This window comes from Pseudomonas sp. 34 E 7, from assembly GCF_900005715.1.
In the GTDB taxonomy this organism is placed as follows: domain Bacteria; phylum Pseudomonadota; class Gammaproteobacteria; order Pseudomonadales; family Pseudomonadaceae; genus Aquipseudomonas; species Aquipseudomonas orientalis_A.
In genome coordinates, this window is record NZ_CVTX01000160.1 from 14,839 (window position 1) to 37,053 (window position 22,215).

Here is a 22,215-nt window from a genome sequence, read left to right on the forward strand (position 1 = left end):
GGTCGAACTCCGTCGTCAGTCGCGCGATAAAAGGCGCGGGGCAAGCTCTTTGAGAGCGCGACGATAAACCTCGCGCTTGAATGTCACCACCTGGCCCAGCGGGTACCAATAACTGACCCAGCGCCAGCCATCGAACTCCGGTTTACCGGTCAAATCCATCCGCACCCGCTGCTCATTGGAGATCAGGCGCAGGAGAAACCACTTCTGCTTCTGGCCGATACACAGCGGTTGGCTGTGGGTACGCACCAGGCGTTGCGGCAAACGATAGCGCAACCAGCCACGGGTACAGGCCAGAATTTGCACATCTTCGCGCTCAAGGCCGACTTCTTCGTTCAACTCACGGTACAAGGCGTCTTCAGGGGTTTCATCGGGGTTGATCCCACCTTGAGGAAACTGCCAGGCATCTTGGTTGATTCGGCGAGCCCATAGCACCTGTCCGGCATCATTCGTGAGAATAATCCCGACATTAGGACGGAAACCATCGGGGTCGATCACGGCAACAACCTCGCAAACGCATATCACCGCATTGTTCCACAAAGCTTCCTCCAGCGGCAACGAGGCTTCTTACCTTATGTGCACTCTTGTGAAAAGACCGTATTCTGGACGCCTTTTTACAGACTTTTCAGCGAGTAACTGCAATGCGCCTGGCTTTATTCGACTTGGACAACACCCTGATCGGCGGTGACAGCGACCACGCCTGGGGCGATTACCTGTGTGAACGCGGGATTCTCGATGCGGTGGCCTACAAGGCCCGCAACGACGAGTTTTATCAGGACTACCTGGCCGGCACGCTGGACAACGCCGCTTACCTGAACTTCTGCCTGGAAATCCTCGGCCGCACCGAAATGGCTCAGCTGGACGAATGGCACAACGACTATATGCGCGACTGCATCGAGCCGATCATCTTGCCCAAGGCGCTGGAACTGCTGGCCAAACACCGCGCCGCCGGCGACAAGCTGGTGATCATCACCGCCACCAACCGTTTCGTCACCGCGCCGATTGCCGCACGCCTGGGCGTTGAAACCCTGATTGCCACCGAATGCGAGATGGAAAATGGCCGCTACACCGGACGCAGCACCGATGTGCCGTGCTTTCGCGAAGGCAAGGTGACGCGTTTGAACCGTTGGCTGGAGGAGACCGGGTATAGCCTGGAGGACAGCTACTTCTATAGCGACTCGATGAATGATTTGCCGTTGCTGGAGCAGGTGACGCACCCGGTGGCGGTGGACCCGGACCCCAATCTTCGTGCTGAGGCTGAACGGCGCGGCTGGCCGGTGATTACGCTGCGCAGCTGACCCCCCAACCCTGTAGGAGCGAGCTTGCTCGCGAAAAACCTGAGAGCGCCGCGTGCATCCAGGATACCCGCGTCATCGTTGACGTTCTTCGCGAGCAAGCTCGCTCCTACACGGGCTTGGCCCCCATAAGCCCGGCAATCGCCACAAACCCCACCAGGCTCACCACCGCGAGCACCACAGTGAAATTCAGGCTGCCACCCTCGCCTCTACGCAAGCGATTAAGCCGCGCCACCAGCCAGAACCATGCCAGCGCCGCCACGGTGTAGAGAATGCTGGAGCCCAGAATCCAGGTTTGCCCCAGCGGCCAGCCAGTCAGGTGCACCAGCCACCAGCCGGTGAACGGCATGCTGAGCAGGCAAATGCCCATCAGCAGCCACACAAATGCCCACGGCCGTTGCATAGTCACCGCCGGCCCGGCGCTGCGCTTGCGCCAGGCCAGTACCGCCAGGCCGAGGCCGCTGAGCAGCAGCAACACGGTGGCGGCGATGTGGATAACCTTGAGGGTGGTCAGCGTTTCCATAGTCTCGATTCCTTGAAGGCCGCTCAGTCAGCTTAGTCGCTCAACCGAGGAACAACTGGTAGGCCGGGTTTTCGCTTTCATCCCAGTACGGGTAGCCGATTTCCGCCAGGGCCGCCGGCACCAGGTGGCGCTCGTCCGCCGGCACTTGCAGGCCGGCGACCACACGGCCATCGGCCGCGCCGTGGTTGCGATAGTGGAACATCGAGATATTCCAGCGCCCGCCCAGTTTGTTAAGAAAGTTGAACAACGCCCCCGGCCGTTCGGGGAACTCAAAACGAAACACCAGCTCGTCGCTGACCTTGGCGGCGTGACCACCCACCATATGGCGGATATGCAGCTTGGCCAATTCGTTTTCGGTCAGGTCCAGCACCGGGAAACCCTGGTCCGTGAGGCTTGCGATCAACGCACTGCGCGGATCGTTTTCCGGGTGGGTCTGCACGCCGACGAAGATGTGGGCCTCGCTGCCGGTGTGATAGCGGTAGTTGAATTCGGTAATCTGGCGCTTGCCCACCGCCTCGCAGAACGCCTTGAAGCTGCCCGGCTTCTCGGGAATGGTCACGGCGATGATGGCTTCGCGGCCTTCACCCAGCTCGGCACGTTCGGCTACATGGCGCAGGCGGTCGAAGTTGACGTTGGCGCCCGAATCGATGGCGACAAAGGTCTTGCCGCTGACGCCGCGGGTCTCGACGTACTTCTTGATCCCGGCCACGCCCAACGCACCGGCCGGCTCGGTGATGGAGCGGGTGTCGTCGTAGATGTCCTTGATCGCTGCACAGATTTCATCGGTGCTGACGGTGATCACTTCATCCACATAGTCTTTGCAGATGTCGAAGGTGTGCTGGCCGATCTGCGCCACCGCCACGCCATCGGCGAAGATGCCCACGGTCGGCAACACCACACGCTCACCGGCGGCCATCGCCGCTTGCAGGCAGTTGGAGTCGTCCGGCTCGACGCCGATGATCCTGATCTCCGGACGCAGGTATTTCACGTACGCCGCGATACCGGCGATCAGCCCGCCGCCGCCCACCGGTACGAAGATCGCATCCAGCGGCCCGGGGTGCTGGCGCAGGATTTCCATCGCCACCGTGCCCTGCCCGGCAATGGTGTGCGGATCATCGTAGGGGTGAATGTAGACGTAGCCTTTTTCATCGACCAGCTTGAGCGAATAGGCCAGCGCCTCCGGGAAGGAATCGCCGTGCAGTACCACTTTGCCGCCACGGGAGCGCACGCCTTCGACCTTGATTTCCGGCGTGGTCTTGGGCATCACGATGGTCGCCTTGACCCCCAGCACCTTGGCCGCCAGGGCCAGGCCCTGGGCATGGTTGCCCGCCGAGGCGGTGACCACGCCGCGTGCGCGTTCTTCGGCACTGAGCTGGGTCAGTTTGTTGTAGGCGCCGCGAATCTTGAACGAGAACACCGGCTGCAAGTCTTCGCGCTTGAGCCAAATCTGATTGCCCAGCCGCTCGGAAAGCTGGCGGGCAGTCTGCAAGGGTGTTTCTACGGCAACGTCGTAAACGCGCGAGGTGAGGATCTTTTTGACGTAGTGTTCAAGCATCGGCAGGCATCTACTTCGGGGGTTGGGCAGGACCACGGAGTCTAACCCGGCTTTTGGCCGGGAGACCACACGAATCCCAAGGTTTGTTGGGGTATACTCGCCGCCCTCGATAACTCCCCGCCCGCTCCGGAGCCCGCATGACCCAGGATCAACTCAAACAGGCAGTGGCCCAGGCCGCCGTCGATTTAATCCTTCCCAAACTCGACGACAAGAGCGTCGTCGGTGTCGGCACCGGCTCCACTGCCAACTGCTTTATCGATGCGCTGGCCCAGCACAAAGGCGCGTTCGATGGCGCCGTGGCCAGCTCCGAAGCGACCGCCGCACGCCTTAAAGGCCATGGCATTCCGGTGTACGAGCTCAACACCGTGAGCGACCTGGAGTTCTACATCGACGGCGCGGACGAAAGCGATGAACACCTGAACCTGATCAAGGGCGGCGGCGCAGCCCTGACCCGCGAGAAAATCGTCGCGGCCGTGGCCAAGACCTTCATTTGCATCGCCGACGCCAGCAAGCTGGTGCCGGTACTCGGTGCTTTCCCGCTGCCGGTGGAAGTCATCCCGATGGCCCGCAGCCACGTGGCCCGCGAGCTGGTGAAACTGGGCGGCGACCCGGTGTACCGCGAAGGCGTGCTGACCGATAACGGCAACATTATCCTCGATGTGTTCAACATGCAGATCACCCACCCGGTGGAGCTGGAGACGCATATCAACGCCATCGTTGGCGTGGTCACCAACGGCCTGTTCGCCGCACGTCCGGCGGATGTGCTGCTGCTGGGCACCCCGGAAGGCGTAAAAACCCTCAAAGCCTAAAGACACCACAACTCCAATGTGGCAGTTCCAATGTGGGAGGGGCAAGCCCCCTCTCCCATTTGGTATGTGCTCCACGCTGGATTTATGTAACACAGCGTGCAGTGGATGTTCTGATCAGGGCTTTTTGAACACGTAGAACAGGTTCGGCTCACTGACCAGATACAGCGTGCCCTCGTCGTCCATGGCGATGCCTTCGGCCTGGGGCACACGCTTTTTCAGGCCGTGGCGCCCGTTGAGCAGCGACAGACTGCTCAGCGGGCGACCGTCGATGTCCAGCTCCAGCACCAGGAATGACTCATCCGACAGCGCCAGCAAATGGCCGCTGCGCTCATCGTATTGCAGGCTCGACAGGTCGCGCACAAACAGCCCGGCATCGCGCTTGGGGTTGTTGATCACGTGTACCGAGTAGGTTTTTTCCGCTTTGAAATGGGGAAAACCGTGGACTTCGTAAATCACCATCGGGTCGCGTTCCTTGGCGACAAACAGGCGCTTGCCCACCGAGTCATAGGCCAGGCCCTCAAAGCCCTTGTTGCTGCCAATGTGCACGCCCAGGGTCATCTGCTCCGCATCGGCCGCATCGAGAAACTGGGTGTCGTCATCCACATGCACCTTGATCAGCCGCTGCTGGCGCTCGTCGCTGATCACATAGATGTTGTCGCTGATGAACTCCACCGCCTCGGCATCGCCAAAACCCACCAGGGGAATCCGCCGCAGGATCTTGCCCTGCAGGGACAGCTCGACCAACTCGGCGTTTTTATTGGTGACGGTAAACAGGCTTTTGCGCACGGGGTCGTAGGTGAGGGCCGACACATCGTCGTCGAGCCCCTCGATCACCTGGCCCTCCAGGGACACGCGGTAATCGGCCAGGCCTATGCTGCGTTCATCGGCGGGCTGATGCCACACCCGCCAGTTGAACCAGGCACGTTCGAACAGACGAAACTGTTGCGCAACGACCCCGGCGGCAACCAGGGCAATCAGAATCAGGATGACTAAAGCGGGTTTGGGGCGGGCAAGTCGACGCATCGGGGCGGGCTCAGTGAAAAAACTGGCGAATAGATATCAAGGTCGCCTGAATTTAAACTTAAACGCGCTCGGATGCCTGTCGAATGCCGCTATTTGAGAAATGCCTGACGTAAACGTACGTTATTTCTGTTTCTCAAAACGATAAAACAGATTCGGCTCACTGACGATATACAGCGTACCGCTCTCGTCCATGGTCACGCCTTCGGCACGCGGGATGGTGTCCTTCAGGCCGTTGAAACCGCCCAGCAAGGTCATGAAGCTGACTTGCTCACCCTTCTCGTCCAGCTCCAGCAACAGGTGGGAGTCGGCCGACAGCACCAGCAGATGCCCGGTACGCGGGTCGACGGCCAGCGCCGACAGGTTGCGCATATCAAGCTCGGTGCTGGCCAGTTTTTGCTTGTCGCCTACCAGGGTCTGGCTGCCATCGCTTTTCCAGGTGAACAGCGCCGGTGGGCGCTCTTCGCCGAGCACGAGCTGCTGGTTGCGCTTGTCCCAGGTAATGGCTTCGAAGGCTTTGTTCTGGTCCTTGGACGGGCCGAGGTCATAACTGGGGAAATCGGCCTTGTTCAACGCCGTGGTGCCTGCATCGACCTTGATCAGGGTCAGGCTGTGCTGGCGCTCATCGACCACGGCCATCAGGCCGTTTTCCATCACCGTCACGCCTTCCGGGTTGTTCCAGCCATTGAGCGGCATCTTGCGCAGCACATCGCCTTGCAGGCTCAGCTCCACCAGGAACGGGTTCTTGCCCATCACGGAAAACAGGGTTTTTGTCTGGGGGTTGTAGGACAGGTCCGAAGCCTCATCCTTCTCCATACCGGGCAGCAGCTTGGCGTCGATGACCACGCGATAGTCAGGCAGCCACACGCTTTCCCGGCGTTCGGCCGGGCTTTCAAAACCCTCCAGCACCCACAGCACACCCCGATCGTCCCAGTGCATGGCCCAGGCGATGCCGTACAGGATCGCACCGGCCAGGAACACCCAGGAATACCAGCGCATGGTCAGGCGCGAGCGAAGCGTAGGTTTGGAGGTGGGCAGAGGCACGGCCATGGGGCGCTTTTTTCCGGAAAGTCAGCGGTAGGGAATAGCACAGGATCGGGATTATCCGGGTGACGTGTGAAAAAAATGCAAAAACACCGGTTTTGGCAGATGTACACAATCAAATGTGGGAGGGGGCTTGCCCCCGATAGCGGAGTGTCAGCCACAGATTTGCTGGCTGACACACTGCAATCGGGGGCAAGCCCCCTCCCACATTTTTACCGCACTTCGTCATGAAAAAATCAGCGCACCACGCTTTCGAAGCGGTTCACGCCCGACAACTCCAGCACCAGCTTGTCACCGACATTCAGCGGCCCGACGCCCGCCGGTGTGCCGGTCAGGATCACGTCACCGGCCTGCAGCGAGAAGCAGCCGGCCATGTGCTGGATCATCGGCACGATCGGGTTGAGCATCTGCGCACTGTTGCCGTTCTGACGCACTTCGCCATTGATGGTCAGGCGAATGCCGATATCGGTCACGTCGGCGAACGTGCTGCTCACCACGAAAGGCGCGATCACCGCTGCGCCGTCGAACGACTTGGCGATCTCCCATGGCAGGCCCTTGGCCTTGAGCTCCGCCTGTTTGTCGCGCAGGGTCAGGTCCAGGGCCGGGGCGAAGCCGGAGATGGCGTCCAGCACTTCTTCGCGGCTTGGCTTGTTCGACAACGGCTTGCCGATCAGCACGGCGATCTCCGCTTCGTAATGCACCGAACCGCGCTCGGTTGGAATGGCGAAACCGCCTTCGAGCGGCACCACGCAACTGCCCGGCTTGATGAACAGCAGCGGCTCGGTGGGTACCGGGTTGTCCAGTTCCTTGGCGTGCTCGGCGTAGTTACGCCCGATGCACACCACTTTACCCATGGGGAAGTGGATGTTGGTGCCGTCGACGTACTTGTGCTGGTAGCTCATGAAACGACTCCTTCAGGGGCGGTTAAACAGCGAAGATCTTGCCAGGGTTCATGATCCCGTTGGGGTCGAACACGGCTTTCACTGCTTTCATGTATTCGATTTCAACCGGCGAACGGCTGTAGGTCAGGTAATCGCGCTTGGTCATGCCCACGCCGTGTTCGGCGGAGATCGAGCCGTTGTACTTGGCGACGGTCTCGAACACCCACTTGTTCACGGTGGCGCACTTGGCGAAGAACTCGTCCTTGCTCAGGTTTTCCGGCTTGAGGATGTTCAGGTGCAGGTTACCGTCGCCGATGTGACCGAACCAGACGATTTCGAAATCCGGGTAGTGTTCGCCGACGATTGCGTCAATTTCGCCGAGGAACGCCGGCACCTTGGAAACGGTGACCGAAATATCGTTTTTGTACGGCGTCCAGTGGGAAATCGTCTCGGAGATGTACTCGCGCAGTTTCCACAGGTTATGCAGCTGGGTTTCGCTCTGGCTCATCACGCCGTCCAGCACCCAGCCCTGCTCGACGCAGTGCTCAAAGGTTTCCAGGGCGTGATTGGCGACTTCTTCGGTGGTGGCTTCGAATTCCAGCAGTGCGTAGAACGGGCATTCGGTTTCGAACGGCGCCGGCACATCGCCACGGCCGAGGACCTTGGCCAGGGCCTTGTCGGAAAAGAATTCGAACGCGGTCAGGTCGAGCTTGCCCTGGAAGGCGTGCAGCACCGGCATGATCGAGTCGAAGTCGGTGGTGCCAAGCACCATGGCCGTGAGGTTTTTCGGCGCACGGTCCAGGCGCATGGTGGCTTCCACCACAAAGCCCAGGGTGCCTTCGGCGCCGATGAACAGCTGGCGCATGTCGTAGCCGGTGGCGTTCTTGATCAGGTCGCGGTTCAGTTCCAGCACATCGCCCTTGCCGGTGACCACTTTCATCCCGGCTACCCAGTTGCGGGTCATGCCGTAGCGAATCACCTTGATCCCGCCGGCATTGGTGCCGATATTGCCGCCAATCTGGCTGGAACCGGACGATGCGAAATCCACCGGGTAGTACAGGCCGTTTTCTTCAGCGACGTTCTGCAACTGCTTGGTGACCACGCCCGGCTGGCACTTGGCGGTGCGGTCGGTGAGGTTCACGTCGAGGATCTGGTTCATGTAGTCGAACGACACCACCACTTCGCCATTGGCCGCAACGGCCGCCGCCGACAGGCCGGTACGCCCGCCGGATGGCACCAGCGCCACCTTGTGGGTGTTGGCCCAACGGACGATGGCCTGCACCTGCTCGGTGGTCTTGGGGAACACGATGGCGCATGGCGCGGGCGCGAAGTGCTTGGTCCAATCCTTGCCGTAAGCCTCCAGGGAGTCGGCGTCGGTCAGCACTTTGCCGGGCTCAACCAGGGTCTTCAGCTCATCAATCAGGGCAGGATGGGTCATCGACAGAACTCTCGAACAATTCATGGTCATCCTGAGAACGCTTCACGTCGCAGGAATAGGTGTTTAGCGGGGCGCGTATGCTAGCATACCGCCCCCGCAGGACAGAGCCCAAGGGCGTTTCTGCGGTGACGGCTTTCCTGCCGTCCGGGTCAGCTTGCGCTGCTCGATTCCCTGCCATTTTTCTCCGGGATACAGGTTTACGCAGATGAGCAAGACTTCTCTCGATAAGAGCAAGATCAAGTTCCTTCTTCTGGAAGGCGTCCACCCATCGGCTGTCGACGTTCTGAAAGCCGCCGGGTACACCAGCATTGAGTACATCACCAGTTCTCTGCCGGAAGCCCAGCTCAAGGAAAAGATCGCCGACGCGCACTTTATCGGCATTCGCTCCCGCACTCAGCTGACCGAAGAGATCTTCGACCACGCCAAGAAACTCGTGGCCGTCGGCTGTTTCTGCATCGGCACCAACCAGGTCGACCTCAACGCGGCGCGCGAGCGCGGTATCGCGGTGTTCAACGCACCCTACTCCAACACCCGTTCCGTTGCGGAGCTGGTGCTGGCCGAGGCCATCCTGCTGCTGCGCGGTATCCCCGAGAAGAACGCGTCCTGCCACCGTGGCGGCTGGATCAAGAGCGCGGCCAATTCCTTCGAAATTCGCGGCAAGAAGCTGGGGATCGTCGGTTACGGTTCGATCGGCACACAGCTGTCGGTACTGGCAGAAGGCTTAGGGATGCAGGTGTTCTTCTACGACACCCTGACCAAGCTGCCGCTGGGCAACGCCACGCAAGTGTCGAGCCTGACCGAGCTGCTGGGCATGTCCGACATCGTCACCCTGCACGTTCCGGAAACCGCCGAGACCCAGTGGATGATCGGCGAGAAGGAAATCCGTGCGATCAAGAAAGGCGGGATCCTGATCAACGCCGCACGCGGCACGGTGGTCGAGCTGGACGCCCTGGCCGACGCGATCAAGGACAAGCACCTGATCGGCGCCGCCATCGACGTGTTCCCGGTGGAGCCACGCTCCAACGACGACATCTTCGAAAGCCCGCTGCGCGGCCTGGACAACGTGATCCTGACCCCGCACATCGGCGGCTCCACCGCTGAAGCCCAGGCCAACATCGGCCTGGAAGTCTCGGAAAAGCTGGTCAAGTACAGCGACAACGGTACCTCGGTATCGTCGGTCAACTTCCCGGAAGTGGCCCTGCCGGCTCACCCTGGCAAGCACCGTCTGCTGCACATCCACCAGAACATTCCGGGTGTGATGATGGAGATCAACAAGGTCTTCGCGGAAAACGGCATCAACATCTCCGGTCAGTTCCTGCAGACCAACGAGAAGGTCGGCTACGTGGTAATCGACGTCGACGCCGAGTACTCGGACCTGGCGCAAGAGAAGCTGCAGCACATCAACGGCACGATTCGTAGCCGCGTGTTGTTCTAACGCTTTAAACGCTGCACAAAAAAGGGAGACCCGGCGGGTCTCCCTTTTTTTCGCCTTTTGATCGTTCCCACGCTCTGCGTGGGAATGCCGCTCGGGACGCTCTGCGTCCTGCTCTCAGTGAATAACCAGGCACGTGCGAGATGGCGACGCGGAGCGTCACGGGATGCATTCCCACGCGGAGCGAGGGAACGATCAGTCTGCACAAAAAAATGGGAGACCCCGCCGGGGTCTCCCTTTTTTTCGCCTGGACAACGCTTACTTGACGTTAACCGTGATGACTTTCGAGGCAACCGTCGGGTTGAACTGCATGTGCAGCTTGTCGCCGGCCACCAGTTGCAAGGTGTGCTTGCCGGGGGTCAGGGTCAGCTCGGTCTCGGTCTGGGCCTTGCCGTAATGGATTACGGTGTCGGTGGCCGGGATCGGCAGTTTTGCATCCGGCAGTTCTTTCTGGTCGATCAGAAGGTGGTGATGGCCGGTGCCGGGCGTCTGATCGGTGGCCGGTGCCAGTTTCAGGCCTTCCATGCCGAATTTCACGGTAAAGGTTTTATCGACGGTGGCGCCGTCTTTCGGCGAAACGATAAACACCTTGGCACCTTCAGGTGGAGCGCTACGCGGGATACCGTCAGCGGCGGTCGCCAACATCGAAGCACCCAGCAACAGGCTGGCCAGGGTTGCACGGGACAAAAGGGCTTTCATTCGCTTCTCCAGTTTTTCTGTGAAATCTGTAGGGTTATGACAACTTCGCGGCAAATTGCTGTCCAAGGCACTCAACACCATAGCAAAACGATGCTGAACAGCGCCTCGTACATCCGAATTCCTTAGGAGTGACCATGCGCTTCTCGCCTGGCCTGTTACTGTTGCTTCCCCTTCTGAGCCCCTGGGCTCACGCCGAGCTGATCGACGACGTCAACGATCGCGGTGAACTGCGCATCGCCCTCGAAGCCAATACCCCGCCCTTCAATTTCAAGGAAGGCGACAAACTCACCGGCTTTGAAGTGGAGCTGGGCGAGCAACTGGCCAAGGAAATGGACGTTCGCTCCTCGTTTATCACCACCGATGATGCCGACCTGCTGAACGGCGTGGCGACCGGCAAATACGACGTGGCAATCAACCATATCGCTATGACTGCCGAGCTGAAGGATCGTTTCGATTTCAGCGCCGCGTATAACGACAAACCTGAACTGGCGATTCCGTTTCAGAAGGGCAACCCTGCGTTCAAGAGCAGCCTGGACGGGGCGTTGAAACGGGTGAAGGACGATGGTCGGTTAAAGGCGCTGGAAGAGAAGTGGCTCGACGGGGATACGCGATAACCCATGTGGGAGGGGGCTCGCCCCCGATGGCGGTGTATCAGTATCAAATGTGCTGACTGACAGAATGCTATCGGGGGCAAGCCCCCTCCCACATTGTGTTCCAGGCAAGACTTGAGGGATGGATCGGAGCCTTTTGCCTGCTCAGAACGGCTCGTTACCGCGCCTACGAAACCAGCCGGTCAGGGACAGGCGTTCGCGCGTGGCGGGCAGGACTTCGTGGGGCACCTCGCCCGACAGGAACACCACCAGGCTGCCGCCGGCGGGCACCACGTCATGTTCGATGCCGCCCTTGAGGTACATGCGCAACTGACCGCCATGTTCGGGCAGCCAGGCATCATTCAAATAGATCACCGCCGAGACCATGCGCCGGTCATCGTCGCGAAAACGGTCCAGGTGCTTGAGGTAGAACGCCCCGGGCGGGTACATCGCGAAGTGGCTTTCGAAGTCTTCCAGGCCGAGGAACAGGCCACGGTTCATCGCCAGGCGCAGGCTGTCCATCACGGCCATGTAGGTGTCGCAGACGGCGGCGTCGCCCTCTTCCAGCCATTGGATATGATCGCCGCGAATCCCCTCGCGAATTTCCTGGGCCGGCCCGCGCCCCACGGCCGCCGGCGCCAGTTCACCTTCGGCCGCACGTTTACGGCACTCGGCCGCCAGCTCCAGGGTCAGAGCCTGGGGCAGGAAGGCGTTCTGCTGCGACCAGCCTTTTTCGGCCAGGTCGTCGACAATGCGTTGCAGCAGCGGGTGATCGAGGGGTGTTTGCATGGCGCGCATAGTATCCATACGCCTGTGAATCCGACAGCGCCGTCGAGCGCCCGAATACACTTTAGTCAGGTGACTGATAGGACTTCTCGACAAATCCTACGCCCGACACGGACAATAGTGGCCGACTGACAGGAGTCCTTATGCGTCGTTTGTTTTTTTCCTTGCTGATGTTCTGCGTTTTACCCGCCTGGGCAGACGGCCATGACCAGTTGTACAAAGTCGCCGGCTGGGCCGAACAACGTGCGCACTTCAACGACGCCCTCACTGCCGCACAGCAGCGCTACCGCAACAGCCTGCCGCCGGCGGTGTACCAGGCGCTGGTGGACAACAGCAGCAAACGTTTCGCGGCCCAGGCCATGGACCAGCGTGCCGAAGCGCAATTGCGCAAGCACCTGGCGGACCCGAAACCGGCCCTAGCGTTTTTCCAATCGCCCCTGGGCCGCAAGATTGTCGCCGCCGAGCTGCTCGCCACGCGTCGCGACCAATTGGCGAAAAACGCCCAGGGCCTGCCGAAAATCCAGGCCGACGCCACCCGCAGCCTGATCATCGGCCACCTGGCCCAGGCCCTGCCCGCGCGTGAAGCGGGCGCCGAAGTCAGCCTGGCGATTGCCGGCGTGGCGGCGGACAGCTTGAGCCAGATGATCCCCGGCCTGCTGGGCGGCGGTCAGGCCCAGGGCATGTTGAATGGGCAGCGGGAGCGCTTGATGCAGCAGATCGATAAGGATCTGAATAACACGCTGCTGTACGTCTATCGGGACTTGTCCGACCCGGAGCTGGAAGAGTTCGCGACGTTTGCCGAATCGCCGGAGGGGAAGGCGTATTACCAGGCGGCGCTGGCGGCCATCCGTGCGGGACTGGCTGTCGGCCAGAGCACCTCAAGCCTGGCGCAGTAATAAAATGTGGGAGGGGGCTTGCCCCCGATTGCAATGGATCAGCTACACATAAGTTGACTGACCCACCGCTATCGGGGGCAAGCCCCCTCCCACATTTGGATTGTGTTACTTCAGTTGCTGCGTAAGAAAATTGAAGTACTCCTCGCGAATCTCGGGGATCTCATTGGCCAGATGGTGCCGGCCGCGCTTGAGCATCAACACCTCAGGCCGATCGAACTTACTGCGCAGCACCTGCAAGTTGTGCTGCCAATCCACCGTCATATCCTCCTCGCCCTGCACGATCACTGGCCGCCGAGCGCTGCGGGGTGCGGCTTCGATGCGTTTGATCCAGCACGCCAGCGCGCCCACCCAGGCGGTGGGCAGTTGGCGCGGCTGCAACGGGTCGGCTTCGAGAAAAGGCCTGAATGCCGGGTCGTTGGAGTTATCGCTGAAACGTCGCGCGATGCCTTTGACGAACGGGCGCAGCAGGTAATAGCTGAGCTGCGACCAACCCCAGGCTCGCGGACGTACCAGGGGCGAGAGTAGAAACGTCTTGCCCTGGGCCGGGCTTTCGTCGCCGTGGTTGAGCAGGTGGTCAATCACGATTGCGCCACCGGTGCTTTGCCCGAACAGGTGCCAGGGTTGCGGCAGTTGCAACGCCGCGGCTTCGGCGAACAAGGCCTGCACCACGTGCTGGTACACCGCAAAATCATCGATGCTGGCCCGTATGCCGCTGGACAAGCCATGGCCTGGCAGGTCGCAGGCGATCACCACAAAGCCCTGCTCCAGCGCCCAGTCCACGGCATGGCGATACAGCCCCATGTGGTCGTAGAAGCCGTGGAACATGAACATCGTTGCCACCGGCGCCGAAGGCCACCACACCTGCGCAACCACCTCGAACCCGGCCACCTCCATACGCCCCAGGCGGCTCACGGCCTTGCGGGCCGGCAGGTCCAACCCGTAGAACCGCTGGTACACCCGCGCCTCGGCTGACAGCGGCTGCGCATGCATCAGGGGCTGCAAGCTTTCGCGCAGATGATCAGGGTCAAAGGTGACGGGCATAAAGGCTTCCAGACTGACGGTGAAGATGAATATCGAGCTGCGATATTCATGTGTCAGGACAAGCATGGCAAGCTACGCGACCCGCGAGGATACCTCTGAATGCGACAGCCCTACCGCACTGCCTTGTTCACCAGCCTGGTGCTGATTATCTGCGCCGGCGTGCTGTGGGCCGCGTATGACTGGTTCCAGGGCCGTTACCTGCGCGCCTTCAGCGAGCATACGGCGGTGTTTTCCGGGGATGCGCTGCAACTGCCCGCCGCACTCAGCGGCCCTGGCCCGATTCGGCTGGTGCACTTCTGGGACCCGGCCTGCCCGTGCAATGTCGGTAACCAGCAACACCTGGGTGAGCTGATCGAGCACTACGCGCCGCAAGGCGTCGAGTTCTATGCCCTGCAAAAAGCCGGCAGCCACGGCGCCCTGCCGGACAATCTGCGCCGGATGAAAACCCTCGAGGCCCTGCCCGGCGCCGACCAGGTACCGGCCAGCCCGGCCGTGGGCATTTGGGACCGTACGGGCAAGCTCGCGTATTTCGGCCCGTACAGTGAAGGGTTGACCTGCAATGCCGGCAACAGCTTTATCGAGCCGATCCTCAAGGCCCTGCAAGCCGGGCGCGAAATCAACGCCACGCACACCCTGGCGGTGGGCTGCTATTGTTCGTGGCCTGAGCAACCGTAGTCTGTCCATTCTGGGTAAGGAAAGTCGATGAAGCGTGTCTTGCTGGCTCTCGTGGTGCTGGTTGTGCTGGTTGCCCTTGGCGCCGGCGGGTATGTCTACAGCAAGCAACCCGGCCGCCAGGGCACGGTCACGCTGGCGCACCTGCAAGGCTCGGTCACCGTGCGCTACGACGACCGTGGCGTGCCGCATATCCGTGCCGAGAACGAAGCCGACCTGTACCGCGCGCTGGGCTATGTGCATGCCCAGGACCGGTTGTTCCAGATGGAAATCATGCGCCGCCTGGCCCGTGGCGAACTGGCCGAAGTGCTGGGTCCCAAGCTGCTGGAGACCGACAAGCTGTTTCGCAGCCTGCGCATTCGCGAGCGTGCCCTGAGCTACGTCGAGCACATGAACCCTGACTCGGACGCCTGGAAGGCCCTGCAAGCCTATCTGGACGGGATCAATCAATACCAGGCCAGCCACGCCAGCCCGATGGAGTTCGACGTACTGGGCATTCCCAAGCGGCCCTTCACCGCCGAGGACTCCATCAGTGTCGCCGGGTATATGGCCTACAGCTTCGCCGCAGCCTTTCGTACCGAACCGGTGCTGACTTACGTGCGCGACCAGTTGGGCAGCGACTACCTCAAGGTGTTCGACCTGGACTGGCAACCCAAAGGCGCACTCAACCTGGCGGCGGCCGATTGGAACACCCTCGGCGCCCTCGCCCGCCTGAGCGAGCAGGCCCTGGCCGACAACGGCTTGCCGCAACTGGAAGGCAGCAACGCCTGGGCCATCAGCGGCAACCGTACCAAAAGCGGCAAACCGTTACTGGCCGGCGATCCGCATATTCGCTTTTCGGTGCCGTCGGTGTGGTACGAGGCGCAGCTGTCGGCGCCCGGCTTTGAGTTGTATGGCTATCACAACGCGCTGGTGCCGGTGGCGTTCCTGGGCCACAACCTGGATTTCGGCTGGAGCCTGACCATGTTCCAGAACGACGACCTCGACCTGATCGCCGAGAAGGTCAACCCGGCCAACCCCAACCAGGTCTGGTACCACGGCCAGTGGGTGGACATGAGCAGCAGCGAACAGCAAATCCAGGTCAAGGGCCAGGCCCCGGTCACGCTCGTCCTGCGCCGCTCGCCCCACGGCCCGATCGTCAATGACGTGCTCGGTGAACAGGCAGGCGCCACGCCGATTGCCATGTGGTGGGCGTTCCTCGACACCGAGAACCCGATCCTCGAAGGCTTCTACCAGCTCAACCGCGCCGACACCCTGGCCAAGGCACGCGCAGCGGCGGCCAAGGTATCGGCGCCGGGCCTGAATATCGTGTGGGCCAATGCCAAAGGCGATATCGGCTGGTGGGCGGCGGCGCAGTTGCCGATACGCCCGGCCGGCGTCAACCCGGGGTTCATCCTCGACGGCAGTACCGCCCAGGCCGATAAATTGGGCTTCTACCCGTTCAGCGCCAACCCCCAGGAGGAAAACCCGGCGCGCGGCTATGTGGTCTCCGCCAACGCCCAGCCGGCATCGCCCAGCGGCATGGAAATCCCCGGCTATTACAACCTCGCCGACCGTGGCCAGCGGTTGGCTGCGCAGTTGAGCGACAACCAAGTGAAATGGGATGTGAACAATAGCCAGGCCCTGCAACTGGGCACCACCACCGCCTTTGGCCCGCGACTGCTGGCGCCGCTGTTGCCGGTGTTGCGCGAGGTGGTCACAGACCCGGCGCAGTTGAAGCTGGTGGAACAACTGGCAAGCTGGACAGGCGACTACCCACTGGAGTCCACCAGTGCCACCCTGTTCAACCAGTTGCTGTTCAACCTGGCCGATGCAACCTTCCACCCGAAATTGGGCGACGCCCTGTTCAAGACGCTGCTCGGCACCCGTGTGATCGACGCCGCCCTGCCCCGCCTGGCCGCCACCGCGGATTCGCCCTGGTGGAATGGCACGCGGGCCGACACCGTCAAGCGAGCCTGGGACAACAGCCTGGCGCATCTGAAAGCCACCTTCGGCGATGACCCGTCCCAGTGGCAGTGGGGCAAAGCGCACACCCTGACCCACGGCCACCCGCTGGGCATGCAAAAGCCATTGGACAAACTCTTCAACGTCGGTCCCTTCGCGGCACCGGGCAGCCACGAAGTGCCGAACAACCAGACCGCCATGATCGGCCCGGCACCCTGGCCGGTGACCTACGGCCCTTCGACCCGCCGCCTGATCGACTTCGCCGACGCGGCCCATGCCCTGACCATCAACCCGGTGGGTCAAAGCGGCGTGCCGTTTGATGCGCACTACAGCGACCAGGCACAAACCTATATCGAAGGCGGGTACGAGCAGGCGCATTTCAGTGAAGAAGAAATCACGGCGAATACCCGCGGCACTTTGAAACTGTTGCCTGCCAGATAACCGAGTATCACTGGGTCAAAATATGGGAGGGGGTGAGGTGGTCACCTTAACCAGCCTGAAATGCAATCAAATGTGGGAGGGGGCTTGCCCCCGATAGCAGTGGATCAGTCAGCTAATCTTTGGCTGACACTCCGCCATCGGGGGCAAGCCCCCTCCCACATTTACGGCAAAGTTGAGCCTGAACTGCTGCGGCGTCACGCCCAGCCGGCGGTTGAACACACTGCGCATATGCTGGGCATCGCGAAACCCGCATTGATAGGCCACGGTCTTCAGCGGCGCATGAGTGCTTTCGAGCATCACCCGCGCCGCGTCCACGCGCGCCCTTTCGACAAATTCCGCCGGCGTGATCCGCGCTTCACGGGCGAACACCCGGGAGAAATTGCGCGCGCTCATATTGGCCGCCCTGGCCAGGTCGGCAATGCTCAAATCCCCGGTCAGGTTCGCCAGCACGTACAACTGCACCAGCGCCACCGCCGAGGTGGCTTCGGCATGGGGCGTGAGGAACGGGCTGAACTGCGACTGGCCGCCCGAACGCTGGGTAAACACGACCAGGCGCTTGGCCACGCTCAATGCGACTTCCGGGCCGTGGTCCTGGGCCAGCAGGTACAGCGACAGGTCGATCCCCGCCGTGACCCCGGCCGAGGTATAGAGGTTGCCGTCCTGCACATACAAACGATCGGCCTCGACCTGGGCCGAGGGGCACAACCGGGCCAGGTCGGCGGCGTCGCCCCAATGGGTGGTGACGGTTTTACCATCCAGCAGGCCAGCGCGGGCCAGCATGAAGGCGCCGTTGCAGATCGAGCCGAAGCGCTGTGCCCTGGCAGCGGCGCCGCGCAGCCAGTCATCAAAGCGGGGGCCGAAATCTTCAAAGGGCAACTGCGGACCACCGGCGACCAGCAGCAGGTCGTAGGGTTGCAGGGCTTCGCTGTAGTGCTTGTGCGCCTGCAAGGACAAACCGTTCGAGCACGCCATCGTGCCGTGGCCGAGGCCAATGACCTCCAGGTGGTAATGCGCTTCGGGCGCCAGGAAGCGGTTGGCCTCGCAGAACACATCCATCGGCCCGGTCACATCCAGCGACTGGACACCGGGGAAGATCAGGATGGCGACGGTTTTGCTCATGGTCAGACACGCCTTTTTTCTAACTGGATAAACACAAATCCCCTGTGGGAGGGGGCTTGCTCCCGATTGCAGAATGTCAGTCACTGCATCTGGTACTGACCCACCGCTATCGGGAACAAGCCCCCTCCCACATTTGGATCTTCGCAGGCACAACCCTAGCTGATTTGAGCATGGCACGATGTATAGCCAAATTGGCCGGGATCACTCCCTCGCCGCAATAGCCCTTGCGCGGGTGCACGACCAGACTGGAGCTTTCCAGAGGAGAGCCACCATGAGCACCACCATCGCCGGTATCAAAATCCCCGACAGTGCCCTGGCCAGTGCCACCACCGAGTACATCCGCGACATTGAGTCAGACCTGCTCTACCACCACTCGCGCCGGGTGTTCCTGTTCGGCGCCTTGAGCGGTGAGCGCAAGCAACTGGCCTACAACCCGGAGCTGCTGTACGTCGGCGCGATGTTCCACGACCTCGGCCTGGTGGAGGGCCATCGCAGTGACCATGAACGTTTCGAAGTGGACGGCGCCAACGCGGCCGCCGCCTTTCTCAAGCCGTATGGGCTGAGCGACGACGATATCGAACAAGTGTGGCTGTCCATCGCCCTGCACACCACGCCGGGCGTACCGCAGCATCTGCGCCCTACCGTGGCGCTGGTGACTGCCGGGGTGGAGATGGACGTGCTGGGCATGGACTACGCCGCATTCACCACCGTGCAGCGCGAAGCGGTGGTGCATGCGCATCCGCGCGGTGAGGGGTTCAAGGAATGCATCATCTGCGCGTTCGCCGACGGCTTGCGCCATCGCCCGCAGACCACGTTTGGCAACGTGAAGACCGATGTGCTGGTGGATCAGGAGCCGGGGTTCAAGCCGATGAACTTTGTCGAGGTGATTCGCCAGTCGCCGTGGTCAGCTTAACCAGCCTGAAATGCAATCAAATGTGAGAGGGGGCTTGCCCCCGATAGCGGTGGATCAGTCAGCTAATCTTTGCCTGACACTCCGCCATCGGGGGCAAGCCCCCTCCCACATGTTGATCCGGTTCCGGCAGTTAGACCGGTGCCGGGGCGCGGCGCTTGTCCGGCTGCTGCCAGCCATCCGCTGCGGCTTCTTCGATGGCTTGCTGGATGGCTTTCTTGCGGTGCTCTTCGGCACGGCGGCTGAAGAACCACACCAGGAAGGTTACCAGCGACACCGCCAACAGGATCAGGCTCGCCACCGCGTTGATCTCGGGCTTGACCCCAAGGCGCACCGCCGAGAACACTTCCATCGGCAAGGTGGTCGAACCCGGGCCCGACACGAAGCTGGCCAGTACCAGGTCGTCCAGGGACAGTGCGAACGACATCATGCCGCCCGCCGCCAGCGATGGCGCGATCATCGGGATGGTGATCAGGAAGAACACCTTCCATGGACGTGCGCCCAGGTCCATTGCCGCTTCTTCGATCGACAGGTCCAGCTCACGCAGGCGCGCCGACACCACCACCGCCACATACGCCGCGCAGAATGTCGTGTGGGCGATCCAGATAGTGACGATGCCACGCTCCTGAGGCCAACCGATCATCTGCGCCATGGCCACGAACAGCAGCAACAGCGACAGGCCGGTAATCACCTCCGGCATCACCAGCGGCGCCGTGACCAGGCCGCCGAACAGCGTGCGGCCCTTGAACTGGCTGATGCGCGTCAGCACGAACGCCGCCAGCGTGCCCAGCGCAACGGCCGCCACCGCCGTGTAGCAGGCAATTTCCAGGGAACGCGCCACCGAGCCCATCAACTGGGTGTTGTCCAGCAGGCCCACGTACCACTTGATCGACCAGCCGCCCCACACCGTCACCAACTTGGACTCGTTGAACGAGTAGATCACCAGGATCAGCATCGGCAGGTAAATGAACAGCAATCCCACGACCAGCATGAAGCTGGAGAAACGAAAGCGCTTCATATCTTGCCCTCCAGCTCTTTGGCCTGGCTGCGGTTGAACAGGATGATCGGCACGATCAGGATCGCCAGCATCACCACCGCCAGGGCGGACGCCACCGGCCAGTCACGGTTGTTGAAGAATTCCTGCCACAGCACTTTACCGATCATCAGGGTTTCCGGGCCGCCGAGCAGTTCAGGAATCACGAACTCGCCCACCACCGGGATAAACACCAGCATGCACCCGGCGATGATGCCGTTCTTGGACAGCGGCACGGTGATTTTCCAGAAGCTGTTGAAGGTGCTTGAGCCCAGGTCCGACGCCGCTTCCAGCAGGCTCTGGTCGTGTTTGACCAGGTTGGCGTACAGCGGCAGGATCATGAACGGCAGGTACGAATAGACCACGCCGATATACACCGCGATGTTGGTGTTGAGGATCTGCAGCGGTTCGTTGATCAACCCCATGGACATCAGGAAGCCGTTGAGCAAGCCGTTGTTGCTGAGGATGCCCATCCACGCATAGACGCGGATCAGGATCGCAGTCCAGGTCGGCATCATGATCAGCAACACCAGCACGGTTTGCATTTCCTTGCGTGCGGTGGCGATGGCGTAGGCCATCGGGTAGCCGATCAGCAGGCACAGCAGCGTGCTGAAAAAGGCCATCTTCAGCGAGCCCAGGTACGCGGCGATGTAGAGCTCGTCTCCCGCCAGCAAGCTGTAGTTGGCCAGGTTCAGCACCACTTGCAGCTTCTGCTCAACGTAGGTGTAGATCTCGGTGTAGGGCGGGATCGCCACATCGGCTTCGGCAAAGCTGATTTTCAACACGATGAAGAACGGCAGTGCGAAAAACAGGAACAGCCAGAGGAAGGGAATCCCGATGACCACCTGCTTGCCATTGGGGATTATGCGATCCAAGCGCCGCTTGAATTTCTTCATGTTCATGAGCGCAGTACCACGCCGCTGTCGTCTTCCCACCATACGTAGACCTGGTCACCCCAGGTCGGCCGCTGGCCACGGCGCTCGGCGTTGGCGACGAAGGACTGCACCAGCTTGCCGCTCGGCAGTTCCACGTAGAACACCGAGTGGCCGCCCAGGTAGGCGATGTCGTGCACCTTGCCGCTGGACCAGTTGTGCTCGCAGGTCGGCATTTGGGTGGTGACCAGCAGTTTTTCCGGGCGAATCGCGTAGGTCACCGACTTGTCTTCCACCGCGGTGGCGATGCCATAGCCCACGTAAATGTCGCGGTCCAGGTCCGGGCACTTGAGTACCGCGTGGCCCTCGGCGTCATCCACCACCTGGGTGTCGAAGATATTGACGTTGCCGATGAACTCGCACACCAGACGGCTGGTAGGCGTCTCGTAGATGTCGATCGGGCTGCCGATCTGAGCGATCCAGCCCAGGTGCATGATCGCGATACGCTCGGCCATGGTCATGGCCTCTTCCTGGTCGTGGGTCACCATCACGCAGGTCACGCCGACGCGTTCGATGATCTCCACCAGCTCCAGTTGCATCTGCGAACGCAGCTTCTTGTCCAGCGCCCCCATCGGCTCATCGAGCAGCAGCAGTTTCGGACGCTTGGCCAGGGAGCGGGCCAATGCCACACGCTGGCGCTGGCCACCGGACAGCTGGTGCGGCTTGCGCTTGGCGTACTGGCTCATCTGCACCAGCTTGAGCATCTCGGCCACGCGGGCATCCACTTCGGCCTTGGGGATCTTGTCCTGTTGCAGGCCGAAGGCGATGTTCTGCGCCACGGTCATGTGCGGAAACAAGGCGTAGGACTGGAACATCATGTTGATCGGCCGCTCATAGGGCGGCATGTCGGTGATGTCCACACCATCGAGGTAGATCCGACCTTCAGTCGGGCGTTCGAAGCCTGCCAGCATGCGCAGCAGGGTGGACTTGCCCGAACCCGAGCCGCCGAGCAAGGCGAAGATCTCGCCTTTCTTGATTTCCAGGGACACATCGTCCACGGCAATCGTCTCGTCGAACTTCTTCGTGACCCGGTCGATTTTGACCAGCACCTTCTTCGGTGTCTGGTCGCCCTCGAGGGCTTTCTTATAGGCGCCGGAGGCAACTGCCATTTACGAAACTCCCAACAAATTTGCAGTTCGCCCCAGGTGAGCGAACTTG

General features: G+C 61.4%; 22 protein-coding genes. 8 read left to right on the top strand and 14 right to left on the bottom strand.

Translation table 11 applies throughout. The annotated features are described in order from the left end of the window. Positions 1 to 15 precede the first annotated feature (15 nt). Entirely contained in the window at positions 16 to 495 is a 480-nt protein-coding gene (locus tag BFP96_RS21050) for an RNA pyrophosphohydrolase (protein WP_053128161.1), read from the bottom strand. A 143-nt stretch (positions 496 to 638) separates the two neighbouring features. Between BFP96_RS21050 and BFP96_RS21055 the strand changes: the two genes are divergently transcribed. Beyond that, positions 639 to 1,295 (top strand): histidinol-phosphatase, encoded by a 657-nt coding sequence (locus tag BFP96_RS21055; RefSeq protein WP_065893869.1) that lies wholly within the window; start codon positions 639 to 641, stop codon positions 1,293 to 1,295. A 106-nt stretch (positions 1,296 to 1,401) separates the two neighbouring features. Here the strand turns inward: BFP96_RS21055 and BFP96_RS21060 are convergent, their stop codons facing one another. Together BFP96_RS21060 and ilvA are read right to left on the bottom strand one after the other, a co-directional pair. Next, positions 1,402 to 1,815, bottom strand: a complete 414-nt coding sequence (locus tag BFP96_RS21060) for a DUF2269 family protein (protein ID WP_065897661.1) — start codon at positions 1,813 to 1,815, stop codon at positions 1,402 to 1,404. A 40-nt stretch (positions 1,816 to 1,855) separates the two neighbouring features. After that, a complete protein-coding gene (ilvA, locus tag BFP96_RS21065) occupies positions 1,856 to 3,370 on the bottom strand; it encodes a threonine ammonia-lyase, biosynthetic (RefSeq protein ID WP_065893871.1) in 1,515 nt (504 codons plus the stop codon). Positions 3,371 to 3,507: 137 nt separating this feature from the next. Between ilvA and rpiA the strand changes: the two genes are divergently transcribed. After that, positions 3,508 to 4,179 (top strand): ribose-5-phosphate isomerase RpiA, encoded by a 672-nt coding sequence (gene rpiA, locus BFP96_RS21070; protein WP_065936945.1) that lies wholly within the window; start codon positions 3,508 to 3,510, stop codon positions 4,177 to 4,179. A gap of 114 nt (positions 4,180 to 4,293) precedes the next feature. On the opposite strand, the gene BFP96_RS21075 is transcribed toward rpiA, so the two are convergent. From BFP96_RS21075 to BFP96_RS21090, 4 genes are all read right to left on the bottom strand, one after another. After that, entirely contained in the window at positions 4,294 to 5,202 is a 909-nt protein-coding gene (locus BFP96_RS21075; RefSeq protein ID WP_065887062.1) for an SdiA-regulated domain-containing protein, read from the bottom strand. Between the two features lie 120 nt (positions 5,203 to 5,322). Continuing rightward, positions 5,323 to 6,249 carry an SdiA-regulated domain-containing protein gene (locus BFP96_RS21080; protein ID WP_065936946.1) on the bottom strand — a complete coding sequence of 309 codons (927 nt, stop codon included), beginning with the start codon at positions 6,247 to 6,249 and terminating at the stop codon, positions 5,323 to 5,325. 230 nt (positions 6,250 to 6,479) lie between these two features. After that, positions 6,480 to 7,145 (bottom strand): fumarylacetoacetate hydrolase family protein, encoded by a 666-nt coding sequence (locus BFP96_RS21085; RefSeq protein ID WP_065887060.1) that lies wholly within the window; start codon positions 7,143 to 7,145, stop codon positions 6,480 to 6,482. 22 nt (positions 7,146 to 7,167) lie between these two features. Then, complete coding sequence (locus BFP96_RS21090; protein WP_065936947.1) at positions 7,168 to 8,562, bottom strand: FAD-binding oxidoreductase; 1,395 nt, start codon at positions 8,560 to 8,562, stop codon at positions 7,168 to 7,170. A gap of 205 nt (positions 8,563 to 8,767) precedes the next feature. Here BFP96_RS21090 and serA point away from each other — a divergent pair, with 205 nt between their 5' ends. Then, a complete protein-coding gene (gene serA, locus BFP96_RS21095) occupies positions 8,768 to 9,997 on the top strand; it encodes a phosphoglycerate dehydrogenase (RefSeq protein ID WP_003176761.1) in 1,230 nt (409 codons plus the stop codon). Between the two features lie 255 nt (positions 9,998 to 10,252). Here the strand turns inward: serA and BFP96_RS21100 are convergent, their stop codons facing one another. Further along, on the bottom strand, positions 10,253 to 10,693 hold the full coding sequence (locus BFP96_RS21100; protein ID WP_065887058.1) for a DUF4399 domain-containing protein: 441 nt from the start codon (positions 10,691 to 10,693) through the stop codon (positions 10,253 to 10,255). A gap of 134 nt (positions 10,694 to 10,827) precedes the next feature. On the opposite strand from BFP96_RS21100, the gene BFP96_RS21105 reads away from it, so the two are divergent. Continuing rightward, the gene (locus BFP96_RS21105) at positions 10,828 to 11,307 is read left to right on the top strand and encodes a transporter substrate-binding domain-containing protein (protein WP_065936948.1); all 480 of its coding nucleotides are present in this window, start codon (positions 10,828 to 10,830) and stop codon (positions 11,305 to 11,307) included. Between the two features lie 141 nt (positions 11,308 to 11,448). Here the strand turns inward: BFP96_RS21105 and BFP96_RS21110 are convergent, their stop codons facing one another. Beyond that, positions 11,449 to 12,081, bottom strand: coding sequence for a 2OG-Fe(II) oxygenase (locus tag BFP96_RS21110; protein ID WP_065893876.1), 633 nt, complete (start codon positions 12,079 to 12,081; stop codon positions 11,449 to 11,451). 131 nt (positions 12,082 to 12,212) lie between these two features. On the opposite strand from BFP96_RS21110, the gene BFP96_RS21115 reads away from it, so the two are divergent. Next, positions 12,213 to 12,965 (top strand): DUF2059 domain-containing protein, encoded by a 753-nt coding sequence (locus BFP96_RS21115; protein ID WP_065893877.1) that lies wholly within the window; start codon positions 12,213 to 12,215, stop codon positions 12,963 to 12,965. Positions 12,966 to 13,070: 105 nt separating this feature from the next. Here the strand turns inward: BFP96_RS21115 and BFP96_RS21120 are convergent, their stop codons facing one another. Further along, positions 13,071 to 14,006: an alpha/beta hydrolase gene (locus BFP96_RS21120; RefSeq protein ID WP_065936969.1), complete on the bottom strand. Its 936-nt coding sequence runs from the start codon at positions 14,004 to 14,006 to the stop codon at positions 13,071 to 13,073. 99 nt (positions 14,007 to 14,105) lie between these two features. Between BFP96_RS21120 and BFP96_RS21125 the strand changes: the two genes are divergently transcribed. Both BFP96_RS21125 and BFP96_RS21130 read left to right on the top strand, forming a co-directional pair. After that, positions 14,106 to 14,681: a DUF6436 domain-containing protein gene (locus BFP96_RS21125; RefSeq protein WP_065893878.1), complete on the top strand. Its 576-nt coding sequence runs from the start codon at positions 14,106 to 14,108 to the stop codon at positions 14,679 to 14,681. Positions 14,682 to 14,708: 27 nt separating this feature from the next. Then, complete coding sequence (locus tag BFP96_RS21130) at positions 14,709 to 17,063, top strand: penicillin acylase family protein (RefSeq protein ID WP_065936949.1); 2,355 nt, start codon at positions 14,709 to 14,711, stop codon at positions 17,061 to 17,063. Positions 17,064 to 17,171: 108 nt separating this feature from the next. Here BFP96_RS21130 and BFP96_RS21135 read toward each other — a convergent pair whose 3' ends face one another. Beyond that, the gene (locus BFP96_RS21135; protein WP_065936950.1) at positions 17,172 to 18,182 is read right to left on the bottom strand and encodes a GlxA family transcriptional regulator; all 1,011 of its coding nucleotides are present in this window, start codon (positions 18,180 to 18,182) and stop codon (positions 17,172 to 17,174) included. A gap of 271 nt (positions 18,183 to 18,453) precedes the next feature. Between BFP96_RS21135 and BFP96_RS21140 the strand changes: the two genes are divergently transcribed. Continuing rightward, positions 18,454 to 19,095 (top strand): HD domain-containing protein, encoded by a 642-nt coding sequence (locus BFP96_RS21140; RefSeq protein WP_065936951.1) that lies wholly within the window; start codon positions 18,454 to 18,456, stop codon positions 19,093 to 19,095. Positions 19,096 to 19,225: 130 nt separating this feature from the next. Here the strand turns inward: BFP96_RS21140 and BFP96_RS21145 are convergent, their stop codons facing one another. From BFP96_RS21145 to BFP96_RS21155, 3 genes are read right to left on the bottom strand one after another with little or no spacing between them, the layout of a single operon-like run. Further along, positions 19,226 to 20,110 carry an ABC transporter permease subunit gene (locus BFP96_RS21145; RefSeq protein WP_057723417.1) on the bottom strand — a complete coding sequence of 295 codons (885 nt, stop codon included), beginning with the start codon at positions 20,108 to 20,110 and terminating at the stop codon, positions 19,226 to 19,228. Next, positions 20,107 to 21,027: an ABC transporter permease subunit gene (locus BFP96_RS21150; protein ID WP_065887049.1), complete on the bottom strand. Its 921-nt coding sequence runs from the start codon at positions 21,025 to 21,027 to the stop codon at positions 20,107 to 20,109. Before BFP96_RS21150 ends, BFP96_RS21145 begins: the two co-directional genes overlap by 4 nt. Continuing rightward, positions 21,024 to 22,166, bottom strand: coding sequence for an ABC transporter ATP-binding protein (locus tag BFP96_RS21155; RefSeq protein WP_065893882.1), 1,143 nt, complete (start codon positions 22,164 to 22,166; stop codon positions 21,024 to 21,026). Before BFP96_RS21155 ends, BFP96_RS21150 begins: the two co-directional genes overlap by 4 nt. Positions 22,167 to 22,215 lie beyond the last annotated feature (49 nt).